The organism is Propioniciclava sinopodophylli (assembly GCF_004324755.1).
GTDB classification, from domain to species: Bacteria; Actinomycetota; Actinomycetes; order Propionibacteriales; family Propionibacteriaceae; genus Propioniciclava; species Propioniciclava sinopodophylli.
The window spans coordinates 35353-50472 of record NZ_SDMQ01000010.1; the positions used below are offsets into that span (position 1 = coordinate 35353).

At 73.1% G+C, this 15120-nt stretch carries 9 protein-coding genes; all 9 read left to right on the forward strand.

Annotation, left to right across the window (positions count from 1 at the left end):
• The first annotated feature begins 76 nt into the window (after positions 1–76).
• The 9 genes from hrcA (at position 77) to ET989_RS10545 (ending at position 15098) form a co-directional block, all read left to right on the forward strand.
• On the forward strand, positions 77–1099 hold the full coding sequence (hrcA, locus tag ET989_RS10505; protein WP_131168705.1) for a heat-inducible transcriptional repressor HrcA: 1023 nt from the start codon (positions 77–79) through the stop codon (positions 1097–1099).
• A 43-nt stretch (positions 1100–1142) separates the two neighbouring features.
• Positions 1143–2324, forward strand: coding sequence for a molecular chaperone DnaJ (gene dnaJ, locus ET989_RS10510; protein WP_131168707.1), 1182 nt, complete (start codon positions 1143–1145; stop codon positions 2322–2324).
• A 35-nt stretch (positions 2325–2359) separates the two neighbouring features.
• On the forward strand, positions 2360–3106 hold the full coding sequence (locus ET989_RS10515; protein ID WP_131168709.1) for a 16S rRNA (uracil(1498)-N(3))-methyltransferase: 747 nt from the start codon (positions 2360–2362) through the stop codon (positions 3104–3106).
• A complete protein-coding gene (gene tgt / locus ET989_RS10520; protein WP_131168711.1) occupies positions 3103–4344 on the forward strand; it encodes a tRNA guanosine(34) transglycosylase Tgt in 1242 nt (413 codons plus the stop codon). Before ET989_RS10515 ends, tgt begins: the two co-directional genes overlap by 4 nt.
• A 113-nt stretch (positions 4345–4457) precedes the next feature.
• Positions 4458–5231 carry a PP2C family protein-serine/threonine phosphatase gene (locus ET989_RS10525; RefSeq protein ID WP_131168713.1) on the forward strand — a complete coding sequence of 258 codons (774 nt, stop codon included), beginning with the start codon at positions 4458–4460 and terminating at the stop codon, positions 5229–5231.
• A complete protein-coding gene (locus ET989_RS10530; RefSeq protein ID WP_131168715.1) occupies positions 5228–6658 on the forward strand; it encodes an FHA domain-containing protein in 1431 nt (476 codons plus the stop codon). The genes ET989_RS10525 and ET989_RS10530 overlap by 4 nt, the downstream gene beginning before the upstream one ends.
• Entirely contained in the window at positions 6655–8202 is a 1548-nt protein-coding gene (locus ET989_RS15170) for a serine/threonine-protein kinase (RefSeq protein ID WP_180320781.1), read from the forward strand. Before ET989_RS10530 ends, ET989_RS15170 begins: the two co-directional genes overlap by 4 nt.
• Positions 8199–8894 (forward strand): hypothetical protein, encoded by a 696-nt coding sequence (locus ET989_RS10540; protein ID WP_131168717.1) that lies wholly within the window; start codon positions 8199–8201, stop codon positions 8892–8894. The genes ET989_RS15170 and ET989_RS10540 overlap by 4 nt, the downstream gene beginning before the upstream one ends.
• A gap of 21 nt (positions 8895–8915) precedes the next feature.
• Positions 8916–15098, forward strand: coding sequence for an Ig-like domain-containing protein (locus ET989_RS10545; RefSeq protein ID WP_131168719.1), 6183 nt, complete (start codon positions 8916–8918; stop codon positions 15096–15098).
• Positions 15099–15120: the final 22 nt, after the last annotated feature.

A 15120-nucleotide genomic window follows, 5' to 3' on the forward strand; every position in this document is an offset into this window, starting at 1 on the left:
CGGCCACCCTAGCGAGGGCGTCCGCCCCATGGCGTAGACTGGCACTCTGTCAGGTCGAGTGCCAAGGAGGTGGAGCGTGCTGGACGACCGGAAGCTGGCCATCCTGCGCGCCATCGTCTCCGACTACGTCTCCAGCCAGGAGCCCGTCGGCTCCCGCGCGCTGGTTGAGCGGCACAACCTCAACGTCTCCTCGGCCACCGTCCGCAACGACATGGCGGTGCTGGAGGAGGAGGGCTACATCACCCAGCCACACACGTCCGCCGGCCGCATCCCCACCGACAAGGGCTACCGCCTGTTCGTCGACCGCCTCTCGACGGTCAAGCCGCTCTCGGCGGCCGAGAGGCGCGCCATCAGCGCGTTCATGGCCGGCGCCCTCGACGTCGACGACGTCGTGCGCCGCACGGTGCAACTGCTCGCCCAGATCACCCGGCAGGTCGCGATCGTCCAGTACCCGGTGCTGTCGTCGCTGGTGATCCGCCACGTCGAGGTCCTGCGGCTGGGCCCCGACCGGGGCCTGGTGATGTGCGTGTCGACGACCGGCACGGTCGAGCAGCGCATCGTCTCGCTCCCGCCCGACGCCGACGACGACGACGACCTCAACCTCGTCCGCGGCAAGCTCGCGGAGTTGCTCGTGGGCGCCTCCCCGCGCGAGGCCATCGACCGGCTGGCCGCGTTCGCCGACCAGGTGCCACCCTCGGTGTCCGCCCTCTCCTCGACCGTGGTCGCCGCCCTTCTCGACATCGTCTCCGACGACCCGGGGGCCCGCGTGGCCGTGGCCGGCGTACCGAATCTGACCCGGTTCGGCGACCAGTTCGAGACCACCGTGAGGCCCGTGCTGGAGGCCCTCGAGGAGCAGGTGGTGCTGCTGCACCTGCTCGGGGAGGCGACCTCCACCAGCGACGTGACCGTCCGCATCGGGCAGGAGAACCCGTACGAGCCCCTCCAGGAGACGTCGGTGGTGGCGTCCGGCTACGGTGCGGACGAGCGTGCCTGGGCCACCCTGGGCATCGTGGGCCCCACCCGCATGGACTACCCGTCGGCCATCGCGTCCGTGCGCGCCGTCGCACGCTACGTCGGCCGATTTCTTGCCGAAGGTTGATCCGCACAGCCTCGCCGAAGGTTGACCGCACAGAAGGAATGAGTTGAGCGACTACTACGAGGTCCTGGGCGTGCCCCGCGACGCCACCGGCGACCAGATCAAGAAGGCGTACCGAAAGCTGGCAATGAAGTACCACCCGGACGTGGCCGGCGACCCGGCCTCGGCGGAGAAGTTCAAGGAGATCGGCGAGGCCTACGCCGTCCTGAGCGACGACAAGAAGCGCCAGATGTACGACCTCGGCGGCGACCCCATGCGCGGCGGCGCGGGCGGCTTCGGCCCCGGCGGCTTCGGCGGGTTCCCCGGCGGCGCGCAGGGCTTCGACGTCGGAGGCCTCTTCGACGCGATGTTCGGCGGCCAGGGCTCGCGCGGGCCGCGCAGCCGCGTCCGCAAGGGGCAGGACGCCCTCGTCCGGCTCAACCTCACGCTCTCGGAGGCGGCGTTCGGCGCCACCAAGCCGATCCGCGTCGACACCGCCGTGATCTGCCCGACGTGCTCGGGCAGGGGCGCGGCGGACGGCACCGAGCCGGTCACCTGCACCACCTGCCACGGCGCCGGCGACGTCCAGACGGTGCAGCGTTCGTTCCTGGGTGACATCCGCACCGTCCAGCCCTGCCCGACCTGCCGGGGCTACGGCACCGTGATCGAGCACCCGTGCGGCGAGTGCACCGGCGAGGGCCGCGTCCGCTCCACCCGCACCATCAACGTGAAGATCCCCGCCGGCGTGAGCACGGGCAACCGCGTCCACCTCGACTCCCAGGGCGAGGTCGGCCCCGGCGGCGGCCCCTCCGGTGATTTGTATGTCGAGCTCTCGGTGAGCCCGCACGACGTCTTCAAGCGCGACGGCGACAACCTCGAGATGGTCGCCAAGCTGCCCATGACTGCGGCGGCGCTGGGCACCGAGGTGTGGATCGACACGCTCGAGGCCGACGTCGAGGGCACGGTGCCCGAGGAGTTCCGGGTGAAGCTGGACGTGCCGCCCGGCACCCAGTCCGGCACCCGGCTCGTCGTGCCGGCGCGCGGCGTGCCGCGCCTGCGTGGCACGGGTCGCGGCGACCTCGGCGTTACGCTGTTGGTGCAGACACCGCAGTCGCTGGACGACTCGCAGCGCGACCTCCTCCGCCAGTTGGCCGAGGCCCGCGGCGAGACCCGGCCCGCGGCGACGGTGTCGCGCGGCGCAGCGCACAAGGGTTTCTTCAGCAAGCTGAAGGACGCCTTCAGCGACTGAGCCGCACCCGACGCGACGAACCAAGGCGAGGAGTCATGACCGAAGCCCTCTTCCTGTCCGACCTGCACGCCCCGCAGGTGGGGGACACCTTCACGCTCGACGGTGACGAGGGCCGCCACGCGGCCACCGTCCGCCGGATCCGGGTGGGGGAGACCATCACCGTCGCCGACGGCGCCGGCACCGGCATCCGGGGGCCGGTGGTGTCCACCGACAAGGCGTCGGTGACCCTGGAGGTGGCAGAGTTGCTGACCGCGGGCATCCCGCCGATCCGCTACCACGCCGTCCAGGCGCTCGCCAAGGGCGATCGCTCGGAGCTGGCGGTCGAGATGCTCACCGAGATCGGCGTCGACCGGATCATCCCGTGGCAGTCCAGCCGGTCCGTGGTGAAGTGGACCCACGACCGCCAGGAGCGCCAGCTCGGGAGGTGGCGGACGACCGCGCGCGAGGCCACCAAGCAGAGCCGCCGCCTGCGCGTCCCGATCGTGACCGCGGCCATGCCGACCTCGGAGCTGCTGGAGCTCATCCCGAGCATGGCGATCGCGTTCGTGCTGCACGAGACCGCAGAGATGACGCTGCGCCGCTTCGACCTGCCCACCCAGGGCGACGTCCTCATCATCATCGGCCCCGAGGGCGGGCTCACCGACCAGGAGGTGGCCGACTTCGTGGCCGCCGGCGCCCACCCGCTGCTCATCAGCGACGGCGTCCTGCGCACCTCGACCGCCGGGGTGGTGGCGCTTGCGCAGCTCCAGGCCTTCCAGCACCGCGTCAGCAAGGCCAAGTGAGCGGCCCGGACGCCGACGCGCCCTTCGGCCTCACCCCCGGCACGGTCCTGCCCAACGGGCGGGGCCGCACCGGGGTGATCACCACGCCCCACGGCGAGATCGCCACGCCCGCCTTCATCGCGGTGGGTACCAAGGCCACGGTGAAGGCCGTGACCCCCGAGGCCGTGGCAGGCCTGGGCGCCCAGGCTGTGCTCGCCAACGCCTACCACCTCTACCTGCAGCCCGGCTCGGACCTCATCGACGCCGCCGGCGGGCTGGGCCGCTTCATGAACTGGCCCGGGCCCACCTTCACCGACTCGGGTGGCTTCCAGGTGATGAGCTTGGGCGTGGGTTTCCGCAAGGTGCTGGCGATGGACGCCGCGGGCGTGGCCGACGACGACGTCATCGCCGAGGGCAAGGAGCGCCTGGCCCACGTCGACGAGGACGGCGTGACGTTCAAGAGCCACCTCAACGGCGACCTGCACCGGTTCACGCCCGAGGTGAGCATGCGCGTCCAGCACGAGATCGGCGCCGACATCATGTTCGCCTTCGACGAACTGACCACCCTCAAGAACACCCGCGGCTACCAGGAGGAGTCCGTCGAGCGGACCCACCGCTGGGCCGCGCGCTGCCTGGCCGCCCACCGAGCCCTGACCGACGAGCGGGTCGGCAAGCCGTACCAGGCGCTGTTCGGCGTCGTGCAGGGCGCCCAGTACGAGGACCTGCGCCGCAAGGCCGCCAGCGGGCTCGCCGCGTTGGAGGTCGACGGTCAGCGGTTCGACGGGTTCGGCATCGGGGGAGCCCTGGAGAAGGAGAACCTGGGCACGATCGTCGGCTGGGTGGCCGACGAGCTGCCGTTCGACAAGCCGCGGCACCTGCTCGGCATCTCCGAGCCCGACGACTTGTTCGCCGCCATCGAGAACGGCGCGGACACCTTCGACTGCGTGAACCCCTCCCGCGTGGCCCGTAACTCGGCGGTCTACACCGCCGACGGCCGCTACAACCTGCTGACCGCCGCGAACCGCCGCCACCTCGGCCCCATCGAGGACGACTGCGACTGTTACACGTGCGCCCACTACAGCCGTGCCTACCTGCACCACCTGTTCAAGGCCAAGGAGATGCTGTCGGCAACGCTGGCCACGATCCACAACGAGCGGTTCACGGTGCGGCTGGTCGACCACATCCGCGCCTCGATCGAGCAGGGTCGTTTCGACGCCTTCCGCGCCGCGTTCCTCGGCCGCTTCTACGCCCGCCGCTGAGGGGGAGCACTCCCCGTTCCACCCGATCGGCTCGTGGAGTGTCGGTGCCCGCAGCTATGCTCGGCTGAGCGCCGGCACCCCCGTTCGGCGCCGGAGGAGGGGTCGGAGTGCGCATGCTGACCGTCACCAGCGGGCATCGCAGTGACGTGGGGCGCGTGCGCCACCACAACGAGGACAGTGTGCTCGTCGGCCAACGCCTCTGGGCGGTCGCCGACGGCATGGGCGGCCACGCGGCCGGCGACATCGCCAGCGCGCTCGTCATCGAGGGCCTGCGCCCCCTCGACGAGAAGGACGACCTGCGCCCCGCCGACCTCGTCGACGCGCTGCACGCGGTCAACGACCGCATCCTCGCCCACGGCCACGACAACCCCGCCGTCCGCGGCCTGGGTAGCACCGTCACCGGGCTCGCGCTCGTCGCCGTCGCGGGCGCGGCGCACTGGGCCGTGTTCAACGTGGGCGACAGCCGCGTCTACCGCGAGGCGGACGGCGCTCTCGCGCGCGCCACCGTCGACCACAGCGAGGCCGAGGAACTGCTCCTGGAGGGCGTCATCACCGCCGAGCAGGCCCGCACCCACCGCGCCCGCAACATCGTCACCCGCAGCCTCGGCCAGCCAGACACCCCCCAGGTCGACCTGTGGCTGCTGCCGCAGACCCACGGCGAGCGGTTCCTGATCTGCTCCGACGGCCTCAACGGCGAGCTCACCGACGACGCCATTCACGCCCTCCTCGCCGCCCACCCCGATCCGGACCAGGCCGCCGCGCGCCTCGTCGCCGCCGCACTCGAGGGGGGCGGGCGCGACAACGTCACCGCCATCGTCCTCAACGTCGAAGGAGCCGCGTCCGACCCGGGCAACACCAACCCGCGCCCCACGGAGGTGCCCGCATGACCACGTGGCCGTTCTCGTACAGCCCCGGCACGCTGGTCGGCTTCGCCACCGCCGACCTGGTCGCCCTCGTCGACCTGCCCACCGACGACGAACTCGTCGCCCGCATCGCCACCGTCGTCGCCGGCGAGGCGCCGACGCTGGACGCGGTGCTCGACATCCTGGTCAGCCGCGGCCTGCGCTCCGTCGACACCTTCGGCCTGGCCGCCCGCACCGGACGCGGCCTGCGTGTGCTCGTCCGCGGCGCCTGCCGCGCGGTGGCCGACGACCACTGCGCGGAGAGCGCCGAGGGCCTGTGGGCCGAGAGCGTCTGGGAGGGGGTGACGCAGGCCCAGCTCGTGACCGAGGACGCCAGCGCCCGCTCCCTGCCCCTGGCCGGCGGCGTCGTGCTCGCCTCCGCCCTCGGGTTCGGCACCCCCGGCGTGGCTGTGCCGGAGGCGTCCGCCCCGGTGGCGGCACCCGATCCGGACGAGCAGCCGGGCGAAGCGCCGGAGGGCGACGTCGCGGACGATCCGGACGACCTCGCGGGCGAGCTGGCCGAGCCGGCCGAGCCGGTGGCGGAGCCGGCGACGGAGCCCTCCGCGGAACCGGTCGCCCTCGAAGACCCCGACCTTGTCCTGGCCGTGGCGCCCGACTACGACACCCACCTGGACGCGATCCCGCCGGAGCCGGCCGCACCCTCCGAACCCACCCCGGAGCCGGCCCACGCCACCCTCGCCTCCCCGCTCACGGGCCCGCCCCCGGGCGCCGAGGGAGAGCCGACCGACGACGACCCCGCCGGCAAGGCCGATCCCGAGCCCCTTGCCGTGCCCGCGGCGTCCGACGGCTTCATCGCCGCCATGCCGTGGTCGCTGGAGGACGCCTTCGCCGCCCCGCCCGCCCCCTCGCCGCCGGCGGAGGTCGCGGACGCCGGCCACACCGTCGACGGCCCCGCCCTGCGGGCCGCACAGGCGGCCCAGGCGGGCCGCGAGCCACTGGTCGTCGCCGTCCTCTGCCCGCAGGACCACCCCAACCCGGTGCACGCCACCGCCTGCCGCGTCTGCGGCCAGCCGCTCTCGGCCCAGCAGCCCGTGGAGGTGCCGCGGCCGAGCCTCGGCGTCCTCAAGCTGGCCAACGGTGACGTGGTCGCGCTCGAGCGCGGTGCCGTCCTGGGCCGCAACCCGCGCCTGCCGCAGGGCTGGACGGGGGAGCAGCCCCACCTCGTCCGCATCGATGATCCCGAGCGGGACGTGTCGGGCCAGCACCTCGAGGTGCGCCTGGACGCCTGGCACGTGCTGGTGCGTGACCTCGGCTCGACCAACGGCACCGAGGTGGCCCTTCCCGGCAGCGAGCCCGTCCTGCTGCGCGCCCACGAGCAGCTCTCCATCGAGCCGGGCACCCGCATCGTGCTGGCCGGGGTCTTCGAAGTCACCTACATGGCAGGCGCGTGAACGCCGTCTCGGGCGCACCCCTCATCCCGGGCCTGGAGCACGTTCGACGCCTCGGGTCGGGCGGGTACGCCGACGTCTACCTGTACGAACAGCGGATGCCCGCGCGTCGGGTGGCCGTCAAGGTGATGAAGGCCGCGGCGCTCAGTAGCGCCGACGCCCAGCGGTTCGCCGCGGAGGCGAACGCGATGGCGCTGCTGGAGCACCCGCACATCGTCCCGGTGTACGCCGCGGGCGCGACGGCCGACGGCCGCCCCTACCTCGTGATGATGTACTACCCGCAGGCGTCGTTGGCCGAGCGGGCCAAGCGCGAGCGGTTCAGTGTGGCCGAGGTGCTGCGCATCGGCATCCAGATCAGCTCGGCCGTCGAGACGGCCCACCGGGCCGGGCTGCTGCACCGCGACATCAAGCCGGCGAACATCCTGACCAGCCAGTACGGCACGCCCGGGCTCACCGACTTCGGCATCGCCTCCCACATGAGCGAGGCCGCCGACGACGACGCGGGCGTCTCCGTGCCATGGTCGCCGGTCGAGACGCTCTACGCCTCCGGCCCCGCCACCGTCCGCTCCGACGTGTACTCGCTGGCCGCGACGCTGTGGCACCTGCTGGTGGGACGGTCGCCGTTCGAGGAGGTCGGCGGCGACAATTCCACCTACGCGCTGATGCGTCGCATCCGCGACGTGCCGCCCCCCTCCACGGGGCGCTCCGACGTGCCCGCCTCGCTCGACCGGTTGCTGCGGGCCGCCCTGGCCAAGGACCCGGGCGTCCGGCCGGCGTCGGCCCTCTTGCTGGCGCGGTCGTTGCAGGCCATCGAGCAGGAACTGCGCCTGACGCGCACCGAGATCATCCTCGCCGCCGAGGACAGGACCATGCGGGTCGCCGACGCACTGCCGTCCCCGGAGGAGACCCGGCTCAAGCCGCAGCAGGTCGTCGCGGCACCCGCGCCCGGCGGCTCGACCGTTGTTCGCCCCCCGGGGGCGGGCGAGCGGCCCCGGGCCACCGGGCCCGTCGAGGGGCGCATCCGCGAGGCCACGCAGTTGCGCTCCGACCTGACCTCGCCGCGCGCGGTGGGCGGAGCGCCGGACGACGCCACGCACCTGCGATCCCGCGCGGCGCTGGCTGACTCGCCCGACGAGGCCGCGCCCGCGCGACCGGGCCGGGGGATCGTCATGGGCGCGGCCGCCCTGGCGGTCGTCGCCGTCGCCGTGGGGGCGTTCCAAGTGGTCGCGCGGGGCACCCCGACCGTGCCCGAGCCGGGGCTTACCGCCTCGGTACCGCCGCCCGAGCTCACCCGCGTGGTGCCCGACCCGGGCCCGGCGACCGTCACGGCCACGCGGTCGGGCGGGCAGGTCGACTTCGCCTGGACGTACGACCACGCGCTGCCCGACGACCAGTTCCTGGTGGTCGTGGACGGCGGCCAGCCCCAGCCGGTGGGCCGCCCCGAGCTGACTGTCGACGCCGCCGACCGGGCCTGCGCGGCCGTGCGGGTCATGCGCGCCGACGGGAGCGGCTACCAAGCCGAGTACTCACAGGAGGCCTGCGCATGACCCACCCCCTCACCGTCGACTTCCTCGGCGAGCGCTACCACCCCAGCCGCGACGTCCCGTTCACCATCGGCCGGGACGCCGCCCTCGTCATCGACGACGACAACGGCTTCCTTCACCGACAGTTCCTGTCCATCACGTTCGCCAGCGGGCTGTGGTGGCTGAGCAACGTGGGCACCCAGCTCACCGCGACGGTCAGCCACGACGAGGGCCGCGTGCAGGCGTGGCTGGCCCCCGAGGCGTCCCTGCCGCTGGTGTTCGAGCACTCCGTGGTGTGGTTCACCGCTGGGGCGACGACGTACGATTTCGAACTGCACCTCACCGACAGCCTGCTGACCCCGATGACGGCGGAGCTCAACCCCGACGGGTCCGCGACCATGGGCCGGGTCACCCTCACCCCCGACCAGAGGCTGCTGGTGGTCGCCCTCTGTGAGCACGTGCTGCGCCGCGGCGACCGCGGGGCCGCTGCGGTGCCCCAGTCGGCGGCTGCCGCCGCCCGCCTGGGGTGGCCCGTCACCAAGTTCAACCGCAAGCTGGACGCCGTGTGCAGCAAGCTCGCCGACACGGGCGTGCGGGGGCTCCACGGGGGGCCCAGCAAGCTGGCCTCGTCGCGCAAGGCACGGCTCGTGGAGTACGCCATGGCGGCCCGGATCGTGACGGCGGATGACCTCGAGCTCCTGCCCCCGGTAGTCTGACAAGGAGTTTCTCACCCCACCATGAAGGCACCCACCCTGATGCGACGCACCCCCGCCCTCCTCCCGGGCGCCCTCGTGACGCTCGCCCTCGCGGTGCTCATGGTGTTCGCCGCGATCGCGCCCGGGTTTCCGGTGCGCAAGCTTCACCTCAACGACTCCGGCATCTGGGTCACCAACGACGCCGAAGCGTTGTTCGGGCGGCTGAACAAGTCGGCCGAGTCGCTCGACGGCCTGCTCGGCCCCGCCGGCGGCGCGCAGGGTGCCACCAGCTTCGCCCTGGACATCACCCAGGACGCCTCCGCGGTGATCGCCCGCGACATGCGCTCCGGCCGCGTCACGTCGCTCGACGTGGCCGGGGTCGCCCACCGCACCGACCGTGGCGGAACCATCGACCCGGCGTTCCCCCTCGACCTGCGGGCCGGCAGCGCGGCGGTGCTCGACCCCGCCAGCGGCAAGGTGTGGGCCGTCCGGTACGACCCGGACGCCCCCTCCATCGACGTCCCGCGACTCGAGGCGAGCCAGAAGCCCGTCGCGGACGTGGGCCGCGCGCCCGACGGCGTCGTCGCCGGCCAGGCGGGCGACCTTTCCATCGGCCTCGACGGCGTGATCCACGTCGTCTCCACCAGCGGCAAGACGGCCATCATCCGCCCGGACGAGGACGGCTTCGCCGAGCCCGAGTACCGCGACGGCCCCGAGCGCGCGTCGGTCCAGGTGGCCGCCGTGGGCGCCGACCACGCGGTCCTGGACGCGCAGGCCGGCCTCCTTACGCTGCCCAACGGCCAGGAGCACGACCTCGGCAGCGACCCGCAGGCGCGCCTCCAGGGCGCCTCGGCCGCTACGCCGACGGTCGCCGTGGCCACCAGCCAGGTGCTGCTCGGCATCGGGCGCGAGGCCACCCAGCTCGCCGTCGGCAACGGGGCGGCGCCGGCGCGCCCCGCGGTGCTGGCCGGCTGCACCTTTGCCGCGTGGCCGGGGGAGCCCGGCACCGTCGTCCGCTCGTGCGACGGCGTCCCGGCCAGCGCGGAGCCGGGTGCCGAAGGTATGGCGCTGAAGACGCCCGCCTTTCGGACCAACCACGGCCAGATCGTCCTGAACGACACCAGCGACGGCAAGATCTACTCCTTCGAGGAGCAGCGCTACGTCCAGAACTGGGACGAGACGCAGCCGCAGGAGAGCTCCGACCAGGGCGACCCCAACAAGGAGAGCCGCGCCCGCGACGACCTCCCGCCCCACGCCGCGCCCGACGTCGTCGGCGCCCGCCCCGGGCGCACCACCGTCGCGCACGTGCTCGACAATGACGCCGACCAGGTCGGCCGCATCCTCGCCGTGGTCGACGTGACCCAGCCCGGCGGGGGAGCGTCGGCGTCCATCGCGCCCGATGGCCAGACCGTGCTCGTCACCCTGCCCGAGGGCGCCCAGGACACGTCGTTCCACTACACGATCAGCAACGGCTCCGGCACCGCCACCGCCCGCGTCGACGTCGACGTCCGGTCGAACTCCGAGAACAGCGCGCCCCGCCTGCGCGACGGCGCCGAGCCGCGCACGTTCTCGGTCGCCTCGTGGGGCACCCTCGTCCTGCCCGCGCTGGGCGACTGGCGCGACGACGACGGCGACCCGGTCGCGATCGACACCGTGACGGCCACGGGCCACAAGGTCGGCACCACGACCGACGGGCGCCTGACCTTCACCGCGCCCCGCGTCTCAGAGCCGACGATCGTGCCGCTTGCTCACGAGGTGTCCGACGGCCGCTCCCCGGCGCAGCAGGCGACGATGAACGTCAAGGTGCTCGCCTTCGACGCCACCAACGGCGACGCGCCCATCACCGAGCCGGACGCCGTGCGCGGCGAGGTGGGGCGCCCCATCCTCGTCCGGCCGCTGGGCAACGACATTCCCGGCGCCGACCCGCTGAACCCGCGCGCCACCCTCGAGCTCGCCTCCCGCATCCAGGCGGTGGACGGGCTGGAGGTCGAGACCGACCTCAAGTCCGGCGAGGTGCTGGTCACAGCCCGCGAGGCGCGCACCTACTTCCTCGAGTACACCGCCAAGTTCGGCGCCGCCAAGTTCGCCCAGGGCAGCATCCGCGTCGACGTGGCCGAGGCGGGACCGACGACACCCACAGCGTCTCCCGACCACGTGACGGTGCGCGGCACGGCGCCGGCCATGGTCGACGTGCTCGCCAACGACGCCGACCCGTCGGGCCACATGCTCGTGGTGCAGTCCGCCGTCGAGGCGGACGCCGGCGACGACGGCGGCCAGCTGCAGGTGGCGGTGCTCAGGGGCCGCTGGGTGCGGATCATCCCGCGCACCGACCGTCTGGACCCCAACCCCAAGGTGATCCGGTACACGATCACCAACGGCCTGTCCGCGCCCGTCGAGGGCACGATCACGGTGACGCAGCTGCCCGACCCACGGGTCGACGAGGCGATCATCCACGACGATTTCGGCACCGTCCGGGCCGGCGACACCGTGCTGGTCGACGTGCTCGCCAACGACACCTCCACCTCGGGGCAGGAACTGGTCATCGACCGCAACACCCCGGGCCTGCCCGCGGGCCAGCTGCGGGTGATCGATCCGAACCTACCCGTGGGGCAGGATCCGCCAGACATGGGCCAGGCCTACGTCGTGGACGACCAGGTGCGCTATGTCGCGCCCCAGACGGTGGCCGGGCCCCAGGAGCTCCGCGTCGAGTATCAGGCGTCGGTGGCCGGCGGCACGCCGCAGACCGGCGTGGTCACGATCACGGTGAACCCTCTGCCCACCGAGGAATCGCCCAACCGGGCTCCGGCGCCGCAGAACCTCGAGGCGCGCGCCAGCTCGGGCCAGACCATCGAGATCCCGATCCAGCCGTGGGGCCAGGACCCTGACGGCGACACCGTCACCGTCCTGGGACTCGCCTCACCGCCGACGAAGGGCCGCGTGCTGGGCTTCACGCCGAACGCGATCACCTACCAGGCCTACCCGCACCACGACAACGGCGGCACCGACAGCTTCCGCTATGTGGTGACGGACGCCTTCGGCGCCACCGAGTCCGGCGTGGTCCGCGTGGCGATCGCCGCTCCGGGCGACGTGCAGCCGCCCGTGGCGGTCGCGGACGTGGTCACGGCCGAGCCGAACACCGACGTGCAGCTGTTCCCCATCACCAACGACCTGGTCGACGACACCGACCGCGCCACGATCGTCCCCTTCGAGCAGATGGGCAACGGCGTGCCCGCAGGTATCGAACTGGGCGGCGCCCGCGGCCCCATCACCGCCCGGACGCCCGCGCGCGACGGCGCGCCGGTCCAGTTCGCCTACGCGCTGGAGTCCTCCGGCGGCGTCGGGCCCGCCGCCCAGGTGACGATCCGCTCGCAGCCGGGCTACCTCAACCCGCCGCGCCTCTACGACACGGTCGCCGAGGCCTCCGGAACCACGGCGTCGGCCGACGTCCTGGAGCGGGCGTGGGATCCGGACGGCCCCAATTCCGAGCTGCGCATCAGCCGGGTCAGCCACCCGGAGGCCACGGTCACGGGCGCCCGCATCGCGGTGCCGCTGGCCGAGCGCGCGCAGGTCATCTCCTTCGAGGTGACCGACGCGACAGGCGCCACCTCCTCCGCGGTCATGTTCGTGCCGGCCGCCGGCGCTGGGCTGCCGTTCCTCAAGCCCGGCGGCCTCATCGAGATGGCGCCGAACAGCACCCACAGCTTCAACCTGGCCGACTACGTCGAATCGCCCCGCAAGGCGCCGGTGCGGATCACGGTCGCCGAATCGCTCGGCGCGTCGCCGGCCCAACTCACGGTCGCCGCCGAGAGCGTCGACCGGCTCACGTTGACCTCCACCGACAACTACTCGGGCCCGGCCTCGGTCACCTTCGAGGTCATCGACGGCGAGCCCGACGAGCCCGGCATCCGCCCGACGCTGATCTCCATCCCGGTGCAGGTCGGCGCGGACACGCCGGTGCTGCGCTGCCCGCCGAGCACGCAACGCCTCGTGCAGGGCGGCGCCCCCATCAACCTTCGTGTGGACGCCATCTGCAGCGTCTGGACGCCGACGCCCGGGGCGGCGGCCACCCTGCCGTACAGCGCCCAGCTGTCCGGCGGGCTTCCCGACGTGCAGGCCAGCGGCGGCGAGGGCGTCGTCAGCATCGTCGCCGGCTCCAACGCGGTGCCCGGCACGACCGGCGTGCTGCGCATCGGCGTGGAGGGCACCCAGGCCATCCCGCAGGAGATCAACGTCCAGGTCGTCGCCGCGCCGCGGCCGAGCCTGGTGGTGCGCGACATCACCGACGTGAAGCAGGGCACCGAGGTCTCCCAACAGATCCAGCTCAGCTCCCCGCTGCGCAACCCGCGCCCGCGCGTGGTCAGCATCGAGCAGGTCGGCGGCATGCCGGCGACCGCCCGCGCCGACGGGGCCCGCTTCACGATCACGCCCGGCGGAGACACCTCCGGCGTCCTGACGTTCCGCGTGGTGGCCACCGACGTCGAGGACGTGCGACGGACCGACCGGCACGTCACCGCCAACCTCAGCGTCACCGTCTACGGCGTGCCCGACAGGCCTACGCCCCCGCAGCCGCTCATGCAGCTACGCAGCAAGTCCGCCTCGGTGTCCTGGACGCCGGGGGCGGACAACGGCGCGCCCATCACCCGCTTCGAGGTGGAGGGCGGTGGCCGGACGGTCGACTGCGGCCGCGCCACTCGCTGCGACATCACCGGCTTGGAGAACGGCACGCCGGTCAACTTCCGGGTGCGCGCGGAGAACAAGGCCGGTTGGTCCGAGTGGAGCGACGCCGGGCCCAGCGTGACCCCCGACGAGATCCCCGGGCGCGTGCCGTCGTTCAGCGCGGGCACCCCGAGTGACGGGTCGCTCGTGCTGAACTGGGCCCCGGCGATCAACGAGGGCTCGGCCGTCCAGCGTTACCTGATCACCTACGGCGGCCAGACCATCGAGGCCCCGGGCACGGCGACATCCGCGACCGTGCGCGGGCTCAACAACAACGCCACCTACACGTTCACGATCGTGGCCCGCAACGCGGCCGGCGTCAGCCAGCAGCCGACGAGCACGACCGGCCAGTCATCCGGGCGCCCCCGGATGTCCTCGCTCAACGTGGCCGCCAGCGACCTCGGCTCGTCGGCGCAGGTGACGGTGTCGTGGGTGGCCGCCGACCCGCAGGGCCCGCGCCCGGTCACGTACACGCTGACCCGTTCGGGCGGCTCGGCCGGGTCGCGCACCTGGAGCGGGTTGACCGGCACCTCGGTGGCCGACAGTGTGACCTACGACGGGTCGACCTACACCTACGCGGTGACCGCGACCAACGCCACCGGCGGGCCGTCGCACACCTCGACGGCGGTCAACAGGACGTTCCGGGCCACAGGCAAGCCCGCCGCCTGGGGCAGCTGGACGGCCAGGCCGACCGGCTCCAACGGCCAGCTGTCCCTGACCTACACCGTCCCGCCGTCGCGCGGCGGCTCGTCCACGGTCACGCTGATCGGCGCGGGAGGGACGCGGACGATGGCCGCGGGCAGCGGTACGCAGCCGACCAGCTTCTCCGGCGTGCTGATCGGCGGGTTGTCCAACGGACAGGCCTACGGCATGCAGCTGCGCGTCTGCAACGAGGGCGGGGCCTGCAGCACCTCCTCGACGGTGACCGCGACCCCGTACGGGCCGCTGGGCGACCCGACGTTGACGGCCAGCGCGTCCGGCGACAGGTTCACCTGGTCGGCGTCCGGCAACGGCAACGGCCGGACGGCGACCCTGTCGGTCAACGACTCGGTCGGTACCCCGAGCACCCAGGGCGCGGGCAACCTCGCCCTGGGCCCGACCACCCGTACGGTGGGCCACAGCAGGACCGTCACCATCACCGCGCGCCTGTCCGACCCGGCAGGCGGACGCACGGCCACGTCGGCGTCCCGGACGGTGACGACCGACCCGCCGCCGCCCCCGCCCCCGCCGCCACCCCCGCCGCCGAAGACCGTGTCGGTGTGGAAGGGCGCACGGGCGACCGGCGAGGACTGCGCTTACTACGGGGGCGGGGCCTGCTACTACATCGGCATCACGACGTCGGGGTTCGGGGGCCAGAGCTACTCCTGCACCGTCTCCTACCCCGGCTACACGTGGGCCTCACCCGAGCGCTACACCGGCAATGTGCGTGACCAGACCAGGAAGTTCCTGGGACACGACACCACCGTCACCGTCGATTGCGGCGAAGCGAAGGGATCGGCCAAGTGGTGACCCGCACGACAACGAGAGGAAC

What these genes read in the sequence shown, in the direction of transcription:
- ET989_RS10515 (WP_131168709.1), top strand. Translation starts at nt 2,360, where the DNA reads ATGACCGAAGCCCTCTTCCTGTCCGACCTGCACGCCCCGCAGGTGGGG.
- ET989_RS10525 (WP_131168713.1), top strand. Translation starts at nt 4,458, where the DNA reads ATGCTGACCGTCACCAGCGGGCATCGCAGTGACGTGGGGCGCGTGCGC.
- ET989_RS10530 (WP_131168715.1), top strand. Translation starts at nt 5,228, where the DNA reads ATGACCACGTGGCCGTTCTCGTACAGCCCCGGCACGCTGGTCGGCTTC.
- ET989_RS10540 (WP_131168717.1), top strand. Translation starts at nt 8,199, where the DNA reads ATGACCCACCCCCTCACCGTCGACTTCCTCGGCGAGCGCTACCACCCC.
- ET989_RS10545 (WP_131168719.1), top strand. Translation starts at nt 8,916, where the DNA reads ATGAAGGCACCCACCCTGATGCGACGCACCCCCGCCCTCCTCCCGGGC.